General features: G+C 71.2%; 24 protein-coding genes and 1 tRNA gene. 14 read left to right on the top strand and 11 right to left on the bottom strand.

The genetic code is table 11. The features are described 5' to 3' along the window. Positions 1-39: 39 nt before the first annotated feature. The gene (locus tag QSK32_RS15190; protein ID WP_502872534.1) at positions 40-1,191 is read left to right on the top strand and encodes a PucR family transcriptional regulator; all 1,152 of its coding nucleotides are present in this window, start codon (positions 40-42) and stop codon (positions 1,189-1,191) included. A gap of 1 nt (position 1,192) precedes the next feature. Here the strand turns inward: QSK32_RS15190 and QSK32_RS15185 are convergent, their stop codons facing one another. Then, complete coding sequence (locus QSK32_RS15185) at positions 1,193-1,813, bottom strand: hypothetical protein (RefSeq protein ID WP_045743828.1); 621 nt, start codon at positions 1,811-1,813, stop codon at positions 1,193-1,195. A 107-nt stretch (positions 1,814-1,920) separates the two neighbouring features. Between QSK32_RS15185 and QSK32_RS15180 the strand changes: the two genes are divergently transcribed. The 4 genes from QSK32_RS15180 to QSK32_RS15165 all read left to right on the top strand — a co-directional run bounded on the left by QSK32_RS15180 (position 1,921) and on the right by QSK32_RS15165 (position 4,486). Continuing rightward, entirely contained in the window at positions 1,921-2,652 is a 732-nt protein-coding gene (locus QSK32_RS15180; RefSeq protein WP_285472277.1) for a DUF7873 family protein, read from the top strand. A gap of 25 nt (positions 2,653-2,677) precedes the next feature. Next, positions 2,678-2,774, top strand: a tRNA-OTHER gene (locus QSK32_RS15175). Positions 2,775-3,101: 327 nt separating this feature from the next. Continuing rightward, positions 3,102-3,257: a hypothetical protein gene (locus QSK32_RS15170; RefSeq protein WP_157411152.1), complete on the top strand. Its 156-nt coding sequence runs from the start codon at positions 3,102-3,104 to the stop codon at positions 3,255-3,257. 119 nt (positions 3,258-3,376) lie between these two features. Then, entirely contained in the window at positions 3,377-4,486 is a 1,110-nt protein-coding gene (locus tag QSK32_RS15165) for an LPXTG cell wall anchor domain-containing protein (protein ID WP_285472276.1), read from the top strand. Positions 4,487-4,574: 88 nt separating this feature from the next. On the opposite strand, the gene QSK32_RS15160 is transcribed toward QSK32_RS15165, so the two are convergent. Then, on the bottom strand, positions 4,575-5,123 hold the full coding sequence (locus QSK32_RS15160; protein ID WP_285472275.1) for a hypothetical protein: 549 nt from the start codon (positions 5,121-5,123) through the stop codon (positions 4,575-4,577). 150 nt (positions 5,124-5,273) lie between these two features. On the opposite strand from QSK32_RS15160, the gene QSK32_RS15155 reads away from it, so the two are divergent. Both QSK32_RS15155 and QSK32_RS15150 read left to right on the top strand, forming a co-directional pair. Next, positions 5,274-6,359 carry an alkene reductase gene (locus QSK32_RS15155; protein ID WP_083449171.1) on the top strand — a complete coding sequence of 362 codons (1,086 nt, stop codon included), beginning with the start codon at positions 5,274-5,276 and terminating at the stop codon, positions 6,357-6,359. A 60-nt stretch (positions 6,360-6,419) separates the two neighbouring features. Beyond that, complete coding sequence (locus tag QSK32_RS15150; protein ID WP_045743829.1) at positions 6,420-6,935, top strand: GNAT family N-acetyltransferase; 516 nt, start codon at positions 6,420-6,422, stop codon at positions 6,933-6,935. A gap of 16 nt (positions 6,936-6,951) precedes the next feature. Here QSK32_RS15150 and QSK32_RS15145 read toward each other — a convergent pair whose 3' ends face one another. The 4 genes from QSK32_RS15145 to rpmB form a co-directional block, all read right to left on the bottom strand. Continuing rightward, the gene (locus QSK32_RS15145) at positions 6,952-7,383 is read right to left on the bottom strand and encodes a nuclear transport factor 2 family protein (RefSeq protein ID WP_045743830.1); all 432 of its coding nucleotides are present in this window, start codon (positions 7,381-7,383) and stop codon (positions 6,952-6,954) included. Positions 7,384-7,576: 193 nt separating this feature from the next. After that, a complete protein-coding gene (gene rpsN, locus QSK32_RS15140; protein WP_045743831.1) occupies positions 7,577-7,882 on the bottom strand; it encodes a 30S ribosomal protein S14 in 306 nt (101 codons plus the stop codon). Between the two features lie 64 nt (positions 7,883-7,946). Continuing rightward, complete coding sequence (rpmG, locus tag QSK32_RS15135; RefSeq protein ID WP_045743832.1) at positions 7,947-8,114, bottom strand: 50S ribosomal protein L33; 168 nt, start codon at positions 8,112-8,114, stop codon at positions 7,947-7,949. Then, positions 8,114-8,350, bottom strand: coding sequence for a 50S ribosomal protein L28 (gene rpmB, locus QSK32_RS15130; protein WP_045743833.1), 237 nt, complete (start codon positions 8,348-8,350; stop codon positions 8,114-8,116). The genes rpmG and rpmB overlap by 1 nt, the downstream gene beginning before the upstream one ends. A gap of 46 nt (positions 8,351-8,396) precedes the next feature. Between rpmB and QSK32_RS15125 the strand changes: the two genes are divergently transcribed. From QSK32_RS15125 to QSK32_RS15115, 3 genes are all read left to right on the top strand, one after another. After that, positions 8,397-9,422 carry a GTP-binding protein gene (locus QSK32_RS15125; RefSeq protein WP_052720661.1) on the top strand — a complete coding sequence of 342 codons (1,026 nt, stop codon included), beginning with the start codon at positions 8,397-8,399 and terminating at the stop codon, positions 9,420-9,422. After that, positions 9,419-10,615: a CobW family GTP-binding protein gene (locus QSK32_RS15120; RefSeq protein ID WP_045743834.1), complete on the top strand. Its 1,197-nt coding sequence runs from the start codon at positions 9,419-9,421 to the stop codon at positions 10,613-10,615. The genes QSK32_RS15125 and QSK32_RS15120 overlap by 4 nt, the downstream gene beginning before the upstream one ends. 66 nt (positions 10,616-10,681) lie before the next feature. After that, a complete protein-coding gene (locus tag QSK32_RS15115) occupies positions 10,682-11,281 on the top strand; it encodes a M23 family metallopeptidase (RefSeq protein WP_245674043.1) in 600 nt (199 codons plus the stop codon). Positions 11,282-11,365: 84 nt separating this feature from the next. On the opposite strand, the gene QSK32_RS15110 is transcribed toward QSK32_RS15115, so the two are convergent. Further along, complete coding sequence (locus tag QSK32_RS15110) at positions 11,366-11,998, bottom strand: TetR/AcrR family transcriptional regulator (protein WP_045743836.1); 633 nt, start codon at positions 11,996-11,998, stop codon at positions 11,366-11,368. A gap of 59 nt (positions 11,999-12,057) precedes the next feature. Between QSK32_RS15110 and QSK32_RS15105 the strand changes: the two genes are divergently transcribed. After that, on the top strand, positions 12,058-12,423 hold the full coding sequence (locus QSK32_RS15105) for a hypothetical protein (protein ID WP_045743837.1): 366 nt from the start codon (positions 12,058-12,060) through the stop codon (positions 12,421-12,423). Here the strand turns inward: QSK32_RS15105 and QSK32_RS15100 are convergent. Then, a complete protein-coding gene (locus QSK32_RS15100; protein WP_045743838.1) occupies positions 12,392-13,534 on the bottom strand; it encodes a GAF domain-containing sensor histidine kinase in 1,143 nt (380 codons plus the stop codon). The genes QSK32_RS15105 and QSK32_RS15100 overlap by 32 nt on opposite strands. Before the next feature lie 104 nt (positions 13,535-13,638). Continuing rightward, positions 13,639-14,460 (bottom strand): PHP domain-containing protein, encoded by an 822-nt coding sequence (locus QSK32_RS15095; protein WP_285472566.1) that lies wholly within the window; start codon positions 14,458-14,460, stop codon positions 13,639-13,641. A gap of 79 nt (positions 14,461-14,539) precedes the next feature. Between QSK32_RS15095 and QSK32_RS15090 the strand changes: the two genes are divergently transcribed. The 3 genes from QSK32_RS15090 to QSK32_RS15080 all read left to right on the top strand — a co-directional run bounded on the left by QSK32_RS15090 (position 14,540) and on the right by QSK32_RS15080 (position 20,337). Beyond that, on the top strand, positions 14,540-15,049 hold the full coding sequence (locus tag QSK32_RS15090; protein ID WP_285472274.1) for a hypothetical protein: 510 nt from the start codon (positions 14,540-14,542) through the stop codon (positions 15,047-15,049). Positions 15,050-16,834: 1,785 nt separating this feature from the next. Then, on the top strand, positions 16,835-18,142 hold the full coding sequence (locus tag QSK32_RS15085) for an MFS transporter (RefSeq protein ID WP_063775471.1): 1,308 nt from the start codon (positions 16,835-16,837) through the stop codon (positions 18,140-18,142). An 8-nt stretch (positions 18,143-18,150) separates the two neighbouring features. Continuing rightward, the gene (locus QSK32_RS15080) at positions 18,151-20,337 is read left to right on the top strand and encodes an ATP-binding protein (protein WP_285472273.1); all 2,187 of its coding nucleotides are present in this window, start codon (positions 18,151-18,153) and stop codon (positions 20,335-20,337) included. Here the strand turns inward: QSK32_RS15080 and QSK32_RS15075 are convergent. Next, positions 20,274-20,714, bottom strand: a complete 441-nt coding sequence (locus QSK32_RS15075) for a response regulator (RefSeq protein WP_045741001.1) — start codon at positions 20,712-20,714, stop codon at positions 20,274-20,276. The two genes, QSK32_RS15080 and QSK32_RS15075, sit on opposite strands and share 64 nt — an antisense overlap. Beyond that, complete coding sequence (locus QSK32_RS15070; RefSeq protein ID WP_285472272.1) at positions 20,711-22,354, bottom strand: PP2C family protein-serine/threonine phosphatase; 1,644 nt, start codon at positions 22,352-22,354, stop codon at positions 20,711-20,713. The genes QSK32_RS15075 and QSK32_RS15070 overlap by 4 nt, the downstream gene beginning before the upstream one ends. Between the last annotated feature and the right edge of the window lie 9 nt (positions 22,355-22,363).

Raw genomic sequence — 22,363 nt, 5'->3', positions numbered from 1 at the left:
AAATACCCAGGTGAACGAGAAGATGGGCGGCGACTTATTGTGGATGTGCCACAACGAGCACACCTTCTTCTCAGCCGTGTTACCGATCTGGCACGGGTCCTGGTCACCGACGTGTGGCGGCAGTTACCGGGATATGACGAGGACCGCATGGACCTCGACGACCTGGTCGGCACGATCACCCCGAACATGCGGACCCTGCTGATCTGCGTCGCCGAACGCCGCCCGCCCGCCGGGGACGAACTGGCCACCGCCGCCGGGCTGGGCGAACGCCGCGCCATCCAGGGCGTGCCGATCGAAGCCGTGGTCACCTCCTGGCACCGCGCCGAACGTGAGGTCTTCTCCTGGCTGGCGACGGTCGACGCGCCGATGACCGCGGACGAGCACCGGCAGTCGTCCAGGGACCTGGCCGCCGCGGTCGACGCGATGATCTCGGCGTCCACCGAGGCGTACCGGCGGGCCCGCACCGAGGTCGCCGGCCACCTGGAACAGATCGCCACCGACCTGGTGTCCCGGCTGACCGGCGCGGAACGCCTCGACCCGCAGGTCATCGAGGAACGGGCCCGCCTCGTCGGGGTCGCCGTCCAGGCCGAACATCGGGCCCTGGCCGTCCACGGGTCGCACCTGCTGCCCCGCGCCCAGAGGCTCGTCCTGGACGCTCTGCGGCCGATCCTGCCCAGCCGTACCGTGGCCGGCGCCCGCGACGACGTGGCGGTGATCGTCACCCCGGAGGTGCCCGGCCTGATCGCCGCCCTCAACCGGGTCGTCCGCCGCGACGAGATGGTGATCGGCGTCGGCCTGCCCCGCCCCCGCTTCGGCGAGGTGGCCGGCTCCTGCCGCGAGGCGATGGCCGCCCTCTCCGCCGGCCGGCACGCGGGCCGCCTCGGCGTGGTCGAGTTCGGCACCGTCGTCGCCGACGTGCTGCTGCTGGAGAACCCGCTGGACGCCCGCCAGGTGGTGCAGAGCGCCCTGGGCCCGCTGCTCGGCCGGCCCCACCTGGTGGAGACCCTCCGCGCCTACCTGCACTCCGGCCTCTCCACCCGCATCACCGCGACCGAACTGCGCCTGCATGAGAACACCGTCGCCTACCGGCTGAAACAGATCACCGACGCCCTGGAGGCGGACGCCCCGGCCGCCCTGGTCCGCGCCGACATCCTGATGGCGCTGCGCTACCAGGAACTCGATCAGCCCTGAATCAGCATTGCCACAGGAAGCGGCCCTCGGCGCCGTCCGGCGAGACGAAGAGGTACGCGATGCCGCCGTCCCCGAAGTTGTGCCCCAGGTCGTCGGTCATCTGCCCGACGAACCGCCAACCGGCACCCGGCGGTTCCGGATGTTGCAGCCACCGCGGCTCCCCGCCCAGGAACTGCCAACTCTCCTCGTCGGCGGCCGGCACGTCCTCCGGCAGGTGATCGTCCTTGAAGACCGGCCCGGTCCGGATGGGCCGGACGGTCACGAACGACGGCACCCGTCCGCCGGGCTGGATGATGACCGCGTTCTCGCCGCCCTCGGGATCGAAGGTGTCGCCGACCTCGTCCTCGTCCACCTCGTCCTCATCGTCGGCGTCGGGATCCCAGTCGTCGTTCTGTTCGTCCTCGATGTCCCAGATGTTCTCGTCCGACATGAACACGTAGGCCAGGCGCGGCTCTCCGGTGCCGTCGTCCAGACGGAACTGCCCCACGAACGGCATCTGCCGGTTCCGCGACGCGGAGATCGGCCACTGCGGCGTCTCCAGCCACACCGGCTGACCACTCAGTTTGGTGACCGGTTCGGCGATCTCCCGCCCGGCCGGAACGTACCGCACCACACGACGCATGGGACCACCCTAGAGATCACGCCGAGCCGGCCACCCGGGATCGTCGAAAACGGGTCGAGACGGGTTGATCGGTGGTGTTACGGTTCCGGCCGGAAGAGGGGGACACCGTGCCGAAACTGAACCAGATCATCGCCGTGGAGAAGGGCGTCAAGAGCAAGGCGTTCGCCGACCTGAGCGAGGCCCACCACGCCGTGCAGAAGACCGGTCCGCTGGCCGGCATCTCCCGGACGTACCAGCCGAAGGACGAGGAGGGCGAGCAGCTGCCCCCGGAGTCCACGCGGGTGCAGATCAAGGCCGAGGACATCCTGCGGGACATGTCCGCCACCCTGACCCGGCTCTTCGACGTCACCGCCACGAAGGACTGGACGAACTGTGTGGCCCGCGCCGACGTGGTCGTCGACGGGCGCACCATCGCCGCCCAGGTGCCGGTGACCTACCTGCTGTTCCTCGAGAAGCAGCTCGTCGACCTGCACACCTTCGTCAAGAAGCTGCCGGTCCTCGACGCGGCCGAGACGTGGATCCGCGACGACTCCACCGACAGCTGGCGCACCGAGCCGGTCCGCACCAACCGGACCAAGAAGGTGCCGCGCAACCACGTCAAGGCGGAGGCCACCGACAAGCACCCGGCCCAGGTCGAGGTGTACTACGAGGATGTCACCGTCGGCTACTGGACGACGCTGAAGTTCTCCGGTGCGCTGCCGGCCAAGCGGGTCAACGAGATCCTCGAGCGGGTCGTCACCCTGCAGACCGCGGTCAAGTTCGCCCGCGAGGAGGCGAACAACAGCGAGGTCACCGACCAGAAGGTCGGAGCGGCCGTCTTCGGTTATCTGTTCGGATGACCGTCATGGATTCCCCCGTGGGAGCGCGGGGGTCGCGCCGGCAGCGGCGCGAAAGCTGACAGCTGAGGCTGAAGCTGAACCAGCCGGTGACAGTGCAGGTTCGAGTCCTGCTCCCCGCACCACTCGCGCGGGGGTAGCCCAACTGGCAGAGGCAGCCGGTATGAATTTCAGATTCTCGCTCCAATGTCAGCATTCACCACTGATCACCGGATCGACCGGGTGGGACGACGACAGCGGATGCCGGTTCAATTCCGGCCCGCCGCGCTTCGAGCGGCGGTAGTTTAAAGGCAAAACCCGATGTCTTGATGATTGATCCACACCCTTAAACGTGCCGGTGTGTGCAATTCAGTGGTACGCGGAGGCCCGGGGATTGGCCATATCCCCGGGCTTCACCATCTTCGGGGCTTGACGCGGCCGCCTAGGGTGGACGCCTCGAGGAGGGAGATGCCATGCGTCATCTGATCCGGGTGCGGCTCCTGGTCGCCCTCGCTTTCGCGGCAGCGGTCATCGGCGGGGCGGGCTGGGCCGGTGCCGCCGCGGCAGCACCGTCCGACGTCTGCGTGGTCACCACGGCCACCGGCACCGTGCTCTACGACATCGACTGAACCCTGCCTCCGGACCGACGGCACACCCCCGGCGACGTGACGGGAGGTCCAGGGGCCACGGGCGTTGATCGATACCCGTATCCTCCGGACACCGCTACGGAATCCACGGGGGATGGTTCATGCGCCGTTTGCTCCTGACAATCACTGCCGCCGCTGTGGCCGGCGGTTTCACGTTCACCAGCCCGGTCCGCGCAGTCGAGCCGGTCCGCGCCGCCGTGCCCCCAGCCACTGCGCCGGCCGGCGCTGCCGTGCCCGCGGTTGTCGCGCCGGTCCGTGTCGGCGCGCTCGGGGGCATGCCCGCAGCCGCACCGGCGGCGGCTGACGACAGCTGCACGACAGCGGCGGACGCCGAGTTCGACGCGGACATCGACGACACCACCGGCGCCGTGACGGTCACCACCACGAAACCGCTGTGTGCGGGTGACGGGGTGACCGTGTCCGTCGCCTCCTACACGACGCCCCCGGAGGCCGACGCCTACCCGCGGATCGTCTACCAGCGGATCACCTACCTGCGCATCGACGCCGCGCAGCCGACCGTCGCGGTCACCGTCGACGTGCCCGCCTGCCGGCACGAGATCGTGGTCCTGCGTACCACGGTTCCCGACCCGGCTGTGCTGTCCGCGCAGGAGGAGGCCCTGGTCCCCCGGATCGCCGTCGCCCGCGGCGGCAGTGCGGCGTGTGCCCCGCAGCCGACGGTCACCTTCACCTCCACCTGCGACCGTAGGATGACCGCCACGTTCGCCAACGGTCCGGCCGCGAACGTCGACGCCGTGTTCCTCATCCTGCAGCTGAAGTACGGCGCCTGGTCGGAGTACCGGGTTCCGGCCGGCCGGAGCACGGTCCAGGTCCGCCCGGCGCAGCTGAGCACGTTCACCGTCCGCGACAACAGCGGCGCCGTCCACACCGGCACCTGGCAGCAGCCGGCCGGCTGCTCGCCGTCACCGTCGACCTCCACCTCGGTGTCGAGTTCGCCGTCGGCTTCCACATCGGCGTCAGCGTCGGCATCCGCGTCGCCCTCGCTCTCCGCCTCAGCGTCGCCGTCCGTAGGCACGTCGGTGAGCCCGTCCGTCTCGGTGAGCGCCACCGCCACCGCCACCACGGTTCCGGTCTCCACCGGCGGCGCCCTGCCGCGGACCGGGCCGAACGCCATGGGCCTGGCCGGTCTGGGCGTGGGACTGCTGGTGGCCGGCGGCGCGGCTCTCTACTTCACCCGCCGCAAGTCCTCCTGACCGCGGGACGGAGCCGTCTGGCGGGGGCCACGAGCCCCCGCCAGAACAAGACCCGATAAATCGGATATATCAGGAAAAGCTCGACGGTTCAGTGGCCCAGGTACACCTTGATCAGGGCGATGCCCGCCGCGACCGCCGCGAGCACCAGCCCGGCGACGAACGTGTGGATCGACGGCCGCTGCGACCGCAGCCGTTCCAGCAGGAAGCCCACCAACGCCAGCCGGATCAGCAGGTAGATCTCGGACAGCAGGATCGCGGTGTCCCCCGCCGTCCACCCGGCCCACGCCGCCGCGAGCAGCAGACCCGGCACCAGCGCGGAACTCACGATCGGCCGGGAGTCGCCGATCTCGTGCCAGATCCCGGCGCGGGTCATCGGCTCCCCCGCCCGCGCCTGATGCCCGACGATCTCCGAGAACACGTGCGCCAGATACGTCGACACCGCGACGCCGAGCAGCAACTGAACGGCGTGCCCGTGCGCGGCGTCCCCGGTCGTCAGCGGGACCGTGGTGGCGAACACGACGATGTTGCCGTAGAGGTAGGCCGTGATCCGCGCGGCGGCCTGGTCCCCGGTCAACGACCGGTCGACCCGGTACCGGACGACCCGTTCCCGCATGCTCTCCGGCTTCGCGCTCACCATGTTGATCACGGTAGTACCACCCGCGCCGCTGTCCGGGATGTGCCCCGGACGTCGATGGCGAGACCGTGCCCACAACCCGGCATGGTTTTCGGTGCTTCAGATCTTTAACCGATCAACAGCCTTCCTGTGTACGCGTGAAAGGAACCACCGTTGTCCGACAAGATCTTCACGCCCGTCCGGTTCGGGGCGATCGACCTGCGCAACAGGGTCGTGATGGCCCCGCTGACGCGGATCCGGGCCGGCGCCGACGGCGTCCCGGGTGACCTGCTCGTCGAGCACTACCGGCAGCGCGCCTCGGTCGGCATGATCGTCACCGAGGGCACGTGGCCGGTCGGCGAGGGCCGCACCTGGATCGGTCAACCGGGCATCGAGACGGCCGAGCACGTGGCCGGCTGGCGCCGGGTCGCCGACGCGGTGCACGCGGCCGGCGGGACGATCGTCATGCAGGTCATGCACGGCGGCCGGATCTCGCACCCGCAGGTCAGCCTCTCCGGACGGGTCGTGGCGCCGAGCGCGGTAGCGGCGCCCGGCGACATCCGCGTACCCGATGGCCGGGAGCCGCTGCCGGTCCCGCACGCGCTCACCACCGCGGAGATCGACGAGGTGGTGGCCGGTTTCGTGGCGGCGTCCCGGAATGCGATCGCGGCCGGCCTGGACGGGATCGAGTTGCACAGCGCCAACGGTTACCTGCTGCACGAGTTCCTGTCGCCGGCGTCGAACCAGCGGACCGACGAGTACGGCGGCTCCCCGGAGAACCGGGCCCGGCTCGCCGTCCGGGTGGCCACCGAGGTCGCGGCGGCGGTCGGCGCGGACCGTACCGGCATCCGGATCTCGCCGGAGCACAACATCCAGGGCGCGCTGGAGACGGACGCCGACGACGTGCTGGCCACCTATCTGGCGCTGGCCGCCGGTCTGGCCCCGCTCGGTCTGGCGTTCGTGGACATCCTGCACGCCGATCCGGCCGGCCCGCTGGTCCAGAAGATCCGCGGCGCGGTGCGGGCCCCGGTGATCGTGAACACCGGTTTCGGCGTGCAGACCACCCGCGAGGAGGCGGTCCGGCTGGTCGGCGAGGACGCCGGTGACGCGGTGGCGGTCGGCCGCGCGGTGATCGCGAACCCGGATCTGGTCGAGCGCTGGGCTGCCGGTGCCGACGAGAACGCGCCGGACGCGGCGACCTTCTACATCGGTGGGGCCAGCGGTTACACCGATTACCCGGCCCGTACCGCAAGCGCTTAACCTCGCGGGCGACGTCGTGCAGGGTGGAATCGCGCAGCGGATCTCTCTACCGTGCTCAGCATGGGCGAGGAAGCCGCACGACTGGTCGTCAAGCAGTGCCGGTGGACGGATGTCGCCGTGTGGGAGAAGCACTCCCCCACCGGGCCGAACCGTTATCACGAGTTCCGTTTCCGGCGGCAGTGTGCGGGCGTCAGCACCTTCCTGATCGCCTGGCTCGGCGAGGAACCGGTCGGCAGCACCGAACTGCTGTGGCAGGGCGCGAAGGAGTCGCCGGTCCGCGCCCGTTTCCCCGGCTGCCCCGAGATCAACGGCCTGGTGGTGGTCCCCGAACACCAGTCCCGGGGTATCGGGACGGCGCTGATCCGCACGGCCGAACGGCTGGCCGCGGATCGGCGCCGCCACCGGATAGGTCTGGGCGCCTCCGACGGCAATCCGAGGGCGGCGGCGTTGTACCTGCGCCTGGGCTACCAGGAGACCGGCTGCCACTACCTGGACCGTTACCCGTTCATCGACGATCAGGGCTCGGTGCACGAGATGGCCGACCCCTCCCGCTTCCTGGTGAAACGCATCCCCTGAACCTTCGCCGGCGACGCTACTCGTCGGACCAGGCCACGGCGGACAGGCGCCATCCCGACGTGGTGCGGACCAGTTGAAAGGTCTTGACTCCTCGGCCGGTGAACGGCCTGCCGTCCAGAAGGCCCGACTTGGTGTAGGTGCAGAGATGCTGGGCCACGTCACCGGCGACGGCGGTGTGGCCGGCCAGTTCGTGTTCGGTGAAATCGGTCAGGCGGCCGCTGGTCAGGAGATCACGGCGCGGGGCGATGAACGACTCCACGCCGTAGACGGCCAGGTCCGGGCCGGTGCGGACGATCACCGCCTCGGGCAGGAACAGGCCCGGCAGTGCGTCGAGACGGGCCGGGGCGTCGTCGCCCGACACGAAGGCCGCGAAGAACGTCCTGATCAGCGCGCCGATGACGGCCTCGTCCAGGGTATCGGCGATGTCCTCGTCCACGTCAGCGGCCATGCCCGACGGTAGCCCGGGGACTCACGGTAGGCGTACCCCCAAGGAGGACGGACCGATCGGTCCTGGCCGGACCACCGCCGTTTCCTGCCGCGCGGACCGGGCGGTCCGCGCGGCAGCCCGGCATCGACGCTGATCGGAAACCGCCGGGGGTGAGGCGGTCAAGGCTGATCGAGAACAGCCACAGGCGAAGCGGTCACCAGGAGGCCTTGCGGATTCCGGGTAGTTCGCCGCGCAGCGCCATCTCGCGGAACCGGACGCGCGACAGACCGAATCTGGTCAGCACACCGCGCGGCCGTCCGTCGATGCTGTCGCGGCTGCGGCGGCGGGACGGGCTGGAGTCGCGCGGCAGGGCTGCCAGGCGGCGCACCGCGTCGGCCCGGGTGACGCCGTCGGTGTCAGGTGCAGAGATCAAGATCTTTAATTTTGTACGCTCCGACCGGTACCGATCTACCAGTTGCGATCGGCGGGTCTCGCGTTCCGTCAGGCAGCGACGTGCCATGGGGCATTCCTCACGTTCGATGATTGCGGACGGTGCCGGCATCGACGGCACCGGTGCGGAAGGATCAGCGGTCCTCGCGGAAGAGCACGTGCTGCCGCGCCACCGGGTCGTATTTGCGCAGCGTGAGCCGGTCGGGATGGGTTCGGCGGTTCTTGCGGGTGACGTACGTGTACCCGGTGCCGGCCGTGCTCCGCAGTTTGATCACCGGCCGGATGTCCGTGGACCGGGCCATCAGAATCGGACTCCCCGGGCCCGGACGCGGGCGGCGACCGCCTCGATGCCGTCCCGATCGATGATCTTGATGGCGGTGGTGCTGACGTTCAGGCGGATGTGGCGGCCCTCGGAGGGCAACCAGTAGCGGCGGCGCTGGATGTTCGGGTTCCAGCGGCGGCGGGTGCGGCGGTGGGAGTGCGACACGGCGTTGCCGAAGCCCGGCGACTTTCCGGTCACGTCACAGACGGAAGACATGCGGCAGACTTTACAATGAAAATCATTTCCAACAAGATGGGACCCCATGAGGCGATCTTCAGCACCGCTGGTCGTCCCGCTCTGCGGGTTCTGGCCGCACGCCACCCGGACGGCCGCCGACCGGCTGGCCGGCCCCGGGTCCGTCGTGGACTTCGCGGACCGGGGCGGCACACCGGTGGCACACCTGGTCAACGATCTGATCACCGTCGCGGGCGGATCGGAGCGCGACACCGTGGTGGTCATGCCGGACGGCTGCGAACCCGACCACCTGCGCCGGGCCTGGACAAGCGACATGACCGGAACCGCCGCACCGGTCACCGTGGTCGCCGCCGACCTACTGCTCGACGGGCTGACCGCGGACCGCCCGGTCAGTGAGCTCGTCGCCCGGCAGATCGAGCAGGCCGGCACCATCGTCATCCAGGGTGGACCGGAGAGCGGCGAACAGTGGGAAGCCGATCAGTTGCGGACACTGCTGCGACGGCTCGCGCCCTGGGCCGGCGTCCTCGGCCTGGACGACCCGCGGCTGCCGGCAACCGTGCGGCGCCCGGCCGGCCGGTTCGGGGAACCGGTCGCCGCGTCCACCCGCGGACTGCTGGGCCGGATGGTCGGCGTGCACGAGCCGGTGTCCCGCGACGACGTGGTGGCCTGTGTGTTCAAGGCGCGGCGGCCGTTCCACCCGGAGCGCCTGCACCGGGCGCTGCCGGCGATCGTCGAGCAGGTGCTGCGCTCGCGCGGGCACTTCTGGCTGGCCGGGCAGCCCGACCGGGTGCTCTCCTGGGAGTCCGCCGGGGTCCTGACCGTCACACCGGCCGGCCACTGGCTCGACGGGCAGGACGACGGCGCCTGGGAACAAGCGCACCCGGAACGCCGGATCGCCGCCGCGCTCGACTGGGATCCGTACTACGGCGACCGGCACCAGCACCTCGCCTTCGTCGGCGTCGGCACCGACCCGGTCCGCCTGCACCGCACCCTGGCCCGCTGCCTGCTCACCGACGCCGAGTTGTCGCTCGGCCCGGACGGCTGGCAACGGTTCCCGGACACCTTCGCCGCCCGCGGGGAGTTGCTCCCATGAGTCTCGAGCCGGCCCGGACCACCGCGCCACCCCCCGCCGACACCCGGCCCCGCATCACCGTCCTGTCCGGATTCAGCCCGCCGGCCACCCGGGCCGTGGCGGCACGGCTACTCGCCGAGGACCCGGCCCTGGTGCTGGTCGAGCACGACATCACCCGGATCCGGCACGGTCTGGTGCGGCGCGTCGTCCGCGACCAGCGGCACGTCCTCGAGGACACGACCGTCGCGCTGGTGCACGGCTGCGTGTCGTGCACCCTGCACGACGACGTCCTGCCCACCCTGATCAGGCTCGGTCACGGGCGCCGGGACGTGCTGCTCGTCCTGCCGCCGGTGATCGAACCGGAGGACGTCGCGGACGCCTGCGACCATCCGGCGCTGCGGTTCGACTCGTACGTGACGGTCCTGGACACCGCCGACTTCCTCGACGACCTGAGCACCGACGACGACCTACGGGACCGGGACCTGCACGCGGCCGACGACGACTCCCGGGCCGTCGCGCAGGTGGTCGCCCGGCAGGTCGAGTTCGCCGACACCGTCGTGGTGTGGGGACGCCCCGAGGCCGACCGGGTCACCGCGACGGCCCGGCTGCTCGTGCCGTGGGCGACCGTCGTGGCGGTCCCGGACACGGACGGCACCGCAGAGTTGACCCGGCGGCTGCGGCGCACCGGCCGGCACGATCCGGACGCCCCCGGCATGATCGGCCGGGCCCTGGAGTCGATGCCGATCGGCGTCCACGATCCGCACGGGTCCTGCGGGGTGTCCGCGATGCTGTTCGACAGTCGGCGGCCGTTCCACGCCGGACGCCTGCACGAGGCCCTGCCCGAGATCACCACGGGTACGCTGCGCGGCCGCGGCCAGATGTGGATCGCCTCGCAGCCGGACATCGCGGTCGGTTGGGAGTCCGCCGGCCAGGGCATCAGCCTGGGCACCCTCGGCCGGTGGCTGGACGCCCTCCCCGCACAGCGCTGGTCCGAGGTGAGCGCGCTGCGGCGGCTGACCGCGGACGTGACCTGGGACCCGTACTACGGCGACCGGCGGACCGCGCTGGCCTTCGTCGGCCTCGGCATGGACACCGCGGACCTGCACGACCGGCTCGCCGGTTGCCTGCTCAGCGACGTCGAACTCGCGGCCGGGGCGGACACCTGGAGCGCCCTGCCCGACCCGTTCGCCGGCTGCTTCCCGGATTCGCCGTGAGGCGGGTTCGCCATGCGGCGGATTCGCCGTGAGGCGGGGGAAGCGTCCGCCTGCGACCATCAAGTGGTGATCAATAAGCGCCGCTCCCTCCTGCTCGCCACCCTCGCCGGGATCACCGTGATCGTGGCGGGGGCGGCGCTGCTCACGCCGGTGCTGGGACCACCGGGCCCCCGGCCGAACTTCCAGCTGCCGGTCGCCTGCGGGGAGACCTGGGAACTCACCACCTATCCGGGGCACGACGACTTCGACGTCGATCTCTACCCCGCCAAGGGCAAGGCCTGGGGCCGCCCGGTGCACGCGTCGTTCCCGGGCACGGTGATCGAGGCGGGGATCAACGGGGAGCTCGGTGGGCGTACCCCGGAGAACCCCAAGGGCCCGCAGGGCCGCGGCGGCGGCTACTGGGTGAAGATCGACCACGGCGGCCGGTGGGCGACGCTGTACCTGCACATGCTGGAACCGCCGATGGTCAGCAAGGGCGACGAGGTGACCCAGGGCCAGCAGCTCGGCAAGGTGGGCAGCACCGGCAACTCCAGCGCCCCGCACCTGCACTTCGAGGAGGTGGCCGCCGGGGAGAAGCAGGAGACGTACTTCAACGGCGTCCCGTCCGGCATCACCTCCGACGACGCCGAGTACGACGTGAAACTCAAGAGCGAGAACTGCCCTTGACACTCCCGGTCACCGGCTACCGCCGGTACACGGCGGCGCGGCTGCACCGGGCGGTGGGCGTACCCCGGAAGGAGCGTGACCGGCTCACCCGGCCTGGATCAGATGGCGCATCCCCAGGCGGGCCGGCGGCAGCGGCGGACCGGTGTGGCGGGCGTCGAACGCGGCCAGCAGATAGGCCACCAGCCGCTGTGCGCCGGCGCCCGCCTCGTCCGGGGCGACCGTCACCAGCCCGCAGACCGAGGCGATGAGCAGGGCCAGGTCGGCGGGGACGAAGTCCGGGCGCAGCCGGCCGGCGGCCTGGGCGCGACGGGTCAGCTCGACGAAACCCTGGTAGCCGCGGGCCCGTTCGGCGGCGACCCCGCCGGTGTCCGGGAACGCCGCCAGGAACGCCTGGCCGAACCCGCGGTCGGAGACCTGCAGGTCGCAGACCTTGTGGAGCAGCGTGCAGAAGCCGCGCCAGGGGTCCGGGTCGGCCAGGGCGCGGTCGACGACCGCCACGCAGGCCGTGAACTGTTCGGCGAAGACCGCAGTGACCAGGGACTCCTTGGTCGGGAAGTGGCGGTAGAGGGTGGCAGCGCCGACGCCGGCCCGGCGGGCGACCGAGGCCATCGGCACGTCGAGGCCGCGGACGGCGAACAGGTCCCGGGCGGCGTCGAGGATGCGGTCCCGGTTGCGGCGGGCGTCGGACCGCAGAAGTGGAGAGGCGGGGGCGCTCATTGCTCCCACTTTAAGGTGGGCGGACGACGCTCTCCGTTTCGGCGGATAGCGTCGCCGTCATGCGTACTCAGGCACGACCCGTGACCGTTTTCGTCGACCGGTTCAACAGCTGCGTCGTCGGACTGCAGAACTCGCCCCGCTGGGGGCGGCTCGTCAACCGGCGGATGACCGTCGTGACGTACACCGGCCGGCGGTCCGGCACGGAGTTCAGCATCCCGGTGGCCTACCGCCGGACCGCCGACGGCGTGACGATCGAGGTGATGATGCCGGACGCGAAGAACTGGTGGCGCAACTTCCTCGACGAGGGCGGACCGATCGGTCTGCGCCTCGACGACGTCGTCCGGACCGGGCACGCCACCGCCCGCCGCGACGGCAAGCGGGTCCTCGTCACGGTCAGGCTGGCGGCAGCAGGATCCGGGCGGTGAGACCCGCCCCCGGCGTGCTCTCCAGCAGCAGGTAACCGCCCTGCGCCTCGACGATCCGGCGACTGATCGACAGGCCGAGGCCGAGGCCGGGCGCCTGCTCCCGGCGGGCGGCGTCACCCCGGACGAACGGCCGGCCGATGATCTCCAGTTCGGCCGGCGCCAACCCGGGACCCTGATCGCGAACGGTCACCGTCGGCTGCGGTTCGGCGGTGATCGCTATATCGACCGGTTTGTCCGGTCCGCCGAAGCCGAGCGCGTTGCTGAGCAGGTGACCGACGGCGATGGCGAGCAGACGGACGTCCGCAACGATCCGGATCGGCGCGGCGGGCAGGTCCATCCGCAGCCGGTGCGCACACGGGCCCAGACCGGTCGCCGCCGCGGACACCACGGTCGCCAGGTCCGTCAGGCGCGGCTCCCCGACCGGCTCGCGGCTCTGCTGATCGGCCGCGCACAGCAGGTTGTCGACCGTACGGCAGAGACGGTCGGTGTTGCGGGCGATCGCGTCGAGCGGCCGCTCGGAACCCGGGGCGATCGAACCCGCCAGGATCTCCAGGCTGCCCCGGATCACCGCCAGGGGCGTCCGGATCTCGTGCGAGATCGCCGAGATCACCTCGTCCTGGTCCTTCGCGACCGGGAACGGCTGATGGGTGAGCAGGTGCCGCAGGTTCGTCTCGGCGTCCACCCGGCGGGCGATCCGCGACAGCAGCCGGCTGATCGTGTCGGTGTTGCGGCGGCGCGGCGCATCGTCGAACACGCACAGCGCCCCGACGATCTGCCCGTCGTGGTGCAGCGGGGCGGCGCCCAGGAACCGGACGTGCTCGGTGCCGCGGACCAGCGGGTGCGTCGACAGGCGCGGGTCACGCGCCGCATCATTGATGACCATGGTGTCGTCGGCCGCGGACACGATGTCGCAGAGCGACATCGACTGGGGCACGTCGACCACCGTCTGAATGCCGAGCGTCGCGGCGAAGTGGGCACTGCCCCCGCCGACGACCTTGAGCGCGGCCATCGGGACCTGGCAGGCCTCCGATGCGAGTTCCAGCACTTCGGGTACGGCGTCCACCGCGGACCTGTACCGCTCGGCCGCGACGGCTATGGAGGTGTCGGACATCGCGGGGTCTCCTCCCTGTACCCCCTATGGTTCGGCCCGGCGGGCCCCGTCCTGACGTTTGCCGGTTGCGATCCGGGTGCACCCTGACCCATCGCGATCCGCGATCAGTCCACCCGCCCCCACAGCGCATGCCGGTCCGCGCCGGGCCGGAACCCGTACGCCTCAGCCATGTGCGCCGCAGCGGCGAACCCGTGCCCGACCGCGTCCGGCGTGTGGGCGTCACTGCCGAACGTGATCGCCTCCCCGCCCTCCTGATGCCACCAGCGCAGAATCGTGGCGTCCATCGGCAGCCGGGTGTTGACCTCCAGCGCCCGCCCGGAACCGGCGGTGATCCGCAGCGCGTGCCGGAACTCCTCCTCGAAGTCGGCCGGATCGAACACCCCGGCAGTCTGCGCCGGCCAGAACCGCAGCGGGTAGTCGATGTGCGCCAGCACCTCGAACACCCCGTCCATCGCCGCCATCGTGGCGACGGCACCGAGGTATTCCCGCATCACCTCGCGCGCGTCCCGGTGCGGAAAGATCAGCCACGGTTCGGCGAAACTCCCCCGGTCCGGCAGGCAGTGCAGCGACCCGAGCACCCGGTCGAAGCCGCCCCCGGCCAGCACACGCCCGACCGGTTCGGCATGCCAGTGCGGCTCCCCCACCTCGACACCACTGAGAATCCGCAACCCCGGGAACAGCTCCCGGCAGCGCTCGACAGCCGCGAGATACCCTTGAGAATCGAAGACCGGTGGGGTCAGGACGCCGTCGTCGTCCGCCAGCCGGGTGAGATTGTCCATCTTGTACGGCCCGTCGACCGCAATCCGCCACACGGTGTGATCGAAATGCTCCGTGAAAGCGACAGCAGGCAGCCCGATGTGAAGGGCCCGCGCACACGTCCGTTCCATCGAGGCAGCCGTGGTGTCCCACGACCATTCACTGTGCACATGACTGTCACCAGGCAGACCCACACCCCGACGCTACCGCCGTCGATACCCGCCCGCTGTCAAGGTCCATAATGCGGGGGTGGACTTTCAGGTGAACCGCGGCCGGATGTGGCTGACCATCACCGGGTGGGCCGTCACCGCCGTCATCCTGACCCGGCTGATCGCGATGCTGATAGCGGGCAGCGCCACCGTCGACGCCTCCGACATGATCCCCCTCGTGGCCGGCCCGGTCGGCGCGTCCGCCGCCTTCGCCCTCCTCCGGCGCGACTCCCTGGCCCGAATCCGCCTCACCGAAGCCGGCATCGCGTTCACGCCCACCCTGCGCCGCCCGATGTTCCTGCCCTGGTCGTCGGTGGCCGCGGTGGAACGCCGTCTCATGGGTTCCCTGACCCGCCTGGTGATCATCCCTGACCGCGTGGAGAACGTCCGCCACCTGGAGGGCACGGCGCCGGTCCAGCGCCCGCACCTCCGCCGCGGCCGCCCGTCCTTCACCGTCGTCGTCGGTTCGATGACCCCCGGTCCCGACGCCCTCTTCGCCGAGCTGAACCGCATCCGCACCGCCCACCCGGCATCCTCCCCACCCAACTGAACCGCATCCGCACCACCAGCCCGCCCGTGCCCCCACTCGACGCCTTCAACGACCGCTCAACCACAAACCGCGACCAACCAACACAACATCGAGTTGGATCGTTTTCTTCTCTGACCCCCGGCCCCCGACCGCCGACCGCCGACCCCCAAGCCCCGGCGAACGGCAGGCACCGGCACCGGTGTCGGCACCCAACCGTTGAAGCGGGTGCAACCACCGCCCACCGGGTGCAGCCACCGATTACCGAAGATCCCCAATGGCGAGCGCACCCGATCGTGCCGTTGGGTGCGCACACGCCCCACCCCAGCGCGGCGAGCGCACCCGATCATGCCGTTGGGTGCGCACACGCCCCACCCCAGCGCGGCGAGCGCACCCGATCATGCCGTTGGGTGCGCACACGCCCCACCCCAGCGCGGCGAGCGCACCCGATCATGCGATCGGGTCAGCTAACCATCCACCGGAGCTACGCGCCCTGTGAGCGTCCCCGATCTAATGATCGGGTGCGCTCGGCCCCGCCAAAGGGCCGACAGGCGAACCCAAACTCAAGATCGGGTGCAGCCATCTCCCCACCGGAGACGTCTCGGCGGTGAGCGCACCCGATCACGAGCCCGCCGGAACGGCAACGGGCCATCATCTCCGCTGGCCGGCTTCTACCGGCGCTGCGCGGAACGCGGTTTCGCGGTCATCACCCACCGCGACGCAATGAACTCACCCGATCACGGGACCGGTGCGACCACAGCACCGGCCGCAGAAGGACGGCGAAGACACCCAGTCAGCCGAACGGGTGCCATGAGCGCCAGCTCCGGATACCGGTTCCCGATCAAGCAGTCGGGTGCGCTCACCGCCCGGATCGGAGACCACCGAGCGGCACCCGCACCCGATCACGCGACCGGGGACTGGCACCAGCCGCTACCGGAGGGCAAGGGCACCCGATCACAGGACTGGGTGCGGATGACCCCACCACGAGACGGCAAACACACCCGATCACGCGACCGGGTGCTACCGCCCCCTGCAGCGGAAACCGACGAACGACGAAGACTCCCGATCAAACCGACGGGACGGGACACCCGCCGTTATGGAAGGGCGACTGCACCCGATCACCGAACTGGGTGCGATCGACCCCCACTACGAGCCTACAAACGCACCCGATCACGCGACCGGGTGCGGACGCCCCCACCACGAGACAGCGAACGCACCCGATCGCGCGACCGGGTGCGGACGCCCCCACCACGAGACAGCAAACACACCCGATCACGCGACCGGGTGCAGTCGCCCCCACCACGAGACAGCAAACACACCCGATCACGCGACCGGGTGCAGTCGCCCCCACCGCGAGACAGCAAACGCACCCGATCACGGGAGCGGGTGCGGCCACCTGCCGCAGCGGAACGCCGGGCGGCAAGGGACCCCGATCATGGGGCTGGGGACGGCTGGCTACCCACGTGAGAGGGCGACGGCACCCGATCACGGGATGGGGTGCCGTCGCCTCCCGCACACGAAAAGTTGAGCGGGCGGACGCCGCGGCACGTGGGCGCGTGGGGCGGGAGCAGGCGACCGGGCCACGACGGGACGGCCCGATTGCCGAGGAAGGTGTGGCTCGTACAAGAAATAGAACGCAAATGATCTCGCCGCGGCGACATTCTAACAAAATTCAGGGCTCCTACCAGCAACAAGGAACACGGTCGGGTGATCCCGTGTCACCCGTACGGGAAAATCGAAGATGATGAGTCGGATGTGTAGTCGTGATATCACCAGACTGCTACCGACCGCCTCTCTCGGGACCGGCGGGTGGTGACCCGGTCCAGCAGCGCGCTCGTCGCCGTGCTCGGCGCACAGGCGTGCGCGCTCAGCGCTGCCCGGATGCTGCTCATCGCGGTGCCCTGGCTGGTGCTGACCAGCACCGGCAGCCCCGCGCAGACCGGCCTGGTCGCGCTCTGCCAGACCCTGCCGTACGTGGGGATGCAGATCGCGACCGGTCCGCTGATGGACCGGATCGGGCCGCGCCGGGTGGCCATCGCCGGGGACATGATCTCCGCGGTGGCCATGGTGTTGCTCGCCGCGGCCGGTAGCGCCCCGATGTGGATGTTGATGGTGGTGATGGCGATCGTCGGTTCGGCCGACGGGCCCGCCAACGCCGCGAAGTCGATCCTGCTGCCGACGGCCACGGCAGCAGCCGGACAACCGCTGGAACGCGGGACCGGGCTGGCCACCGCGGTCGAACGGGCCGCCACCGCGGGTGGCCCGGCGCTGGCGGGGCTGCTGATCGCCTCCTACGGGGCGCCGCACACGCTGTGGCTGACCGCGGCGCTGCTCGCCTCCGCCTCGCTGATCTCTTCGATGATCCGCACCGATCCGGCGCCGCCGGAGTCGGACGGCAACTATTTCCAGCGGCTGCGGCAGGGTGCCGCGCACCTGCACCAGGAGCGGTCGTTGCGGGCCCTGACCGTGATGTTCGTGATCACGAACTTTCTGGACCAGGCGTTCCTGACGATTCTGCTGCCGGTGTGGGCGCACAGCCGGGGGCACAGTCCGGCCTACGCGGGGCTGGCGATCGGGGTGTTCGCGGCGGCCGCCGTGCTGACCGCGCTGATCACCGCCGGGATCGGGGACCGGCTGAACCGGCGGGCCGTGTACCTCACCGGGTTCCTGGTGGCCGGGGTGTCGCGGTTCGTCGCGCTCGCCCTGGATCTGCCGCCGGAGCAGGTGCTGCTGGTGTTCGCCATCGCCGGTCTGGGGTCGGGGGCGGCCAACCCGATCATCGAGGCGGTGCAGTTCGAGCGGATCCCGCCCGGGTTGCGCGGGCGGGTGCGGACGTTGATCACGGCGTACGCGTGGGCGGGCATCCCCGTCGGCGGCATCGCCGGCGCCGCTCTGCTGGCCGCCGGGCTGACCGCCGCGTTGACGATCTGCGGGGCGGTGTACTTCGTCGCGGTCGCCTACCCGGGCAAGGGGGTGCGGTGGGATCCCGACGACCCGGACAGCGCCGAGCGCACCGTCACCGCCGGCCCCACGCCACCGCGGCCACCGACCCCGCGGGACGGCGGCCGGCTGGAGAGAGGCGCGGCCACGCTCGGGCTGGCCGGCGGCACGGGTTAGGGTGCGGCGTGGATGATCGTGTGCCGGGCTGGCTGTCCGAGCGGGAAGCGGCCGCCGAACGTGAGGTCGGGGCGGCCTTCGACCTGACCGCCTGCGTGCGGGAGCCGATCCACCGGCTCGGTGGCGTGCAGTCGTACGGGGCGCTGGTCGCCGCCCGCGACGGTGTGATCGCGGTGGTCAGCGAGAACGCCGGGGCGGTGCTCGGTTTCCCGGGGCTGCTCGGCACACCGGTCGAGCGGCTGCTCGGCAGCGCCCAGGTGGCCGCGTTGACCGGGCTGGCCGAGGCGGACACCGGGCAGACCGCGATGATGCCGGTGGAGATCGCGGGTCGCCGGTTCGACGCGACGGTGTTCCGGTCCGACGGGATGCTGGTGCTGGAGTTCGAGCCGGGGAGCCCAGCGGCCGAGTTCCCGGCGTTCTACTCCCTGGTGCGGCAGGCGCTGATGCGGTTGCAGCAGGCCACCACGGTGGTGGCGGCCTGCCGGGCCGCGGTGACCGAGGTCCGGGCGCTGACCGGGTACGACCGGGTGGTCGCCTACCGGTTCGAGTCTCTCGAGGGGCCCGGTGAGGTGATCGCCGAGGATGTGGCCGAGGGCGCGGAGCCGTGGCTGGGCCTGTGGTTCCCGGCGACCGACATCCCGCCGCAGGCCCGCCGCCTGTACGAGCGGAACTGGATCCGGGTGATCGCCGACGTGGACGATCCGACGGCCCGGCTGGTGCCGCCGGCCGATCCGCCGCTGGATCTGTCGATGTCGGTGTTGCGGACGGTGTCCCCGTTCCACCTGGAATATCTTCGCAACATCGGGGTGACGTCGTCGATGTCGGTGTCGCTGCTGTCCGGCGGCCGGTTGTGGGGGCTGATCGCCTGTCACGGCACCACGCCGAACACCTTGAATCCGCAGGTCCGGGCGGCGTGTGAGTTCTTCGGTGTGGCCCTGTCGCTGCACCTGGCGGCGTTGCGGGAACGCGACGAGACCGCCGCCCGGGAGCAGTCGCGGACCGCCATCGCCCGGCTGATGGAGGGTTTCGGCCCGTGGCCGGCGGACCCGGCCGGGCTCGCCGGGGTGATCGACTGCGACGGGGTGGTGGTGCGGATCGCCGGCACGGTGGTGGCGCACGGCAACCTGCCGGATCTGCCGGGTCTGCTGGAGCGTCTGCCGGTTCCGGCGGCCGGCGCGGTGTGGCACAGCGACCGGCTCGGCGAGGACCTGCCGGACCTCGCCGGCCACCCGGTCAAGGGGGTGCTGGTGCTGCCTACCGGCGTGGACGGGGACTGCGTGGTGTGGGTACGCCGTGAGCGCACCGTGTCCCGGCGCTGGGCCACCGACCCGGCCGAGCCGGTGTCGCTGGGCCCGCACGGGCGGCGGCTGACTCCGCGCGGGTCGACGGCGGTGTTCCTGGCGTCGACCCGGGGACGTTGCAGGCCGTGGTCGGCGACCGACCTGGCGATGGCGGTGGAGTTGGGGCGGGCGCTGACCGGGATCGCCTTGGCGCATGCCCGGCAGTTGTCCGCGCTCAACGTCGAGTTGAGCCGCAGCAACGTCGATCTGGATTCGTTCGCGCACGCGGCCGCCCACGATCTGAAGGAGCCGTTGCGCGGGATCGCGAACACGGCCACGTTCATCGCCGAGGACGCGGCGGACGGGATGGATTCGGTGACCGTGCGACGGCTGGAGTCGATCCAGCGGCTGGCCACCCGGATGGACGAGCTGCTCAACGCGTTGTTGTACTACTCGCGGATCGGGCGTACCGACCTGCACCGGCAGCCGGTGGAGTTGCGGGCGGCGGTGGCCGGTGCCCTGGAGGTGGCCGGGCCGCGGTTGGGTGAGCACGACGTCGAGGTGGAGTTGCCGGAGCCGGGGACGGTGGTGGTGGCCGATCCGGTGCTGTTCGACCAGGTGCTGGTGAATCTGCTGGTCAACGCCGCGAAGTACGCCCGGCCGGAGGGTCGCCGCACGGTTGCGGTGGGCGTCGATGAGGCTTCGTTCTTCGTACGCGACAACGGCATCGGCATGCCACCGCACCTGCGGGAGCAGGCGTTCCAGTTGTTCCGCAGGCTGCACCCGGCGGCGGCGCCGGGGTCGGGCGCGGGCCTGGCGATCGTGCGCCGCATCGTGGAGCGGCACGGCGGTCAGGTGTGGGCGGAGGAGTCCCCGGGTGGCGGCACGACCGTGCGGGCGACCTTCCCCCAGTAGTTCAGGGTCTGCGCCAGCACGCTCTGGAACAGGGCGAAGTTCAGCGGCTTATAAATGTAGGAGTCGGCGCCGGCCGCGTAGCAGGCGTCCGCTTCGGCCTGGTCCTCCGACGAGGTGAACACCACGACGGTGAGGCCGTCGAGGTCGCGGCGGGCCCGGATCCAGCGGACCACGTCCAGGCCGCTCTCGCCCGGCATGTTCAGGTCGAGCAGCAGCAGGCGCGGGTGCGGGGTGCCGTCGGCGAGGCGGGGCTGGACCTCCGTGCCGGAGCGGAAGAACTCCACCTGCACGTCGGGGTGGGACCGGCTGATCGCCCGGTCGATGGCTTCCACGTCCTCGTCGGTGTCCTCCACCACGAAGATCAGATCGTCGTTCACTCCGGTTGCTCCCCCGCGCGTATCGCCAGCACCGCGACGTCGTCGGGGAGGGTGCCGCCGAACGCGGCCGAGGCTCGGCTGAGTTCGTCGACCAGGTTCTCCACCGGCGCGTCCCGGAGACGCTCGAGGGTTTCCCCGAGCGCCTGCTCCTCGAACATGCGGCCGTCGGCGTCCCGGCTCTCGGTCAACCCGTCCGTGAAGATCACCAGCGTATCCCCGGGACCGAGCAGCACGCGGGACCGGCCGGTCCGCGGCTCGGCGAGCACCCCGAGCGGCACGCCCCCGCCGGTGCCGCGTTCGGCCGGGCCGCCGCGGCGCATCACCACCGGCGCGGGGTGGCCGGCGGAGGTCCAGTCCACCGCGACGCCGTCCGGTCCGGGGCGCAGCAGGGCGACGCCGGCGGTGACGAACCGCCACGAGCCGTCGAGGCGCAGCCGGGTGTTGAGCCGGTGCATGGCCCGGACCGGCGGGGCGTCCTCCTGCAGCAGCGCGGCCAGGGTGTGCCGGGCCATCCCGGTGAGCGCGGCGGCGTCGACGCCCCGGCCGCAGACGTCGCCGATCACTGCCGCGGCGGCGCCGTTCCCGGCGGTGACGACGTCGTAGAAGTCGCCGCCGACTTCGAGGATCTGGTCGCCGACGGTGTAGGAGGCGGCGATCCGCAGACCGGGGATCACCGGCAGGCGGGTCGGCAGCAGGTGCTGCTGCATGGTCACCACCTCGCGGCGGCGCTCCTCGTAGAGCGTGCTGTTGTCGATCGCGAGCGCGGCCCGCGACGCCAGGTCGCGCAGGAAGGACGCCGGTGGAACCTGGCTGTCGGCCCGGTCGAAGACGAAGATCAGGACCCCGATCACCCGCCCTCGGGTACGCAGGACCTGCGGTTCGACGATCCGCGCGTCGAGGGCCTCGGCGTCACCGGGTTCGGTTCCGCCGCCGCGGATCGTCCGGTCGGCCAGCGCGATCAGCCGGTCGGCGACGGCCGGGTCGCCGAGCAGGGCGGAGAGGCGGCGCATGTCGACGTGCACGGCGCTGCGCATCACCGGCTTGCCGTCCTCGACCACGTAGACCAGGCAGCCCTCGGCGATGGCCGGCACCGCCATCCGGGGCACCCGGCGCATCGTCTGGGCGGTGTCGAGGACCGCGTCCATCTGCAGGGACGCCTCGGCGAGCAGGGCGTCGCGGGTCTGCTGGAGCTGTTCGCCACGGCGTACCACGATGGCGCGGACCGCCTCGCGGGTGACCTCGACGACCTGGGCGAGGCAGGTGGTGATCCGGCCGGTGTCGGCGCCCGGTGCGGTCAGCACGAGGAAGGTGCCGGCGGGGTCACCGGCGACGTCGAAGCGGGACACCACGGCCTGGTCGGCCACGCCCGCGAGCGGGGTGCCGTCGAGTGGGATCACCCGGGGTTGTTCGCCGGCATCGGCGGACAGGGCCCGGGACACCTCGATCTGGGCGGGGTCCGGCTCGTGGCCGGACCACCGGTGCTCGATGACGGTGAGGCCGGGGCCGTGCCGCAGCCCCCAGACGGCGACCACTCCGGGCAGCGCCTGCAGGGGCGGTAGGACCAGGGCGGCCAGCTCGTCACGAACCGTGATCGAGGTGACCGAACGCCACAGGTGATGCAGCCGTGCTGCCCACTCCACCGCGGCCTC

The organism is Actinoplanes sp. NBRC 101535 (genome assembly GCF_030269225.1).
Classification (GTDB): domain Bacteria; phylum Actinomycetota; class Actinomycetes; order Mycobacteriales; family Micromonosporaceae; genus Actinoplanes; species Actinoplanes rectilineatus.
The sequence above is the reverse complement of the archived record's forward strand: the minus strand, read 5'-3'. Positions and strand labels throughout refer to the sequence as shown.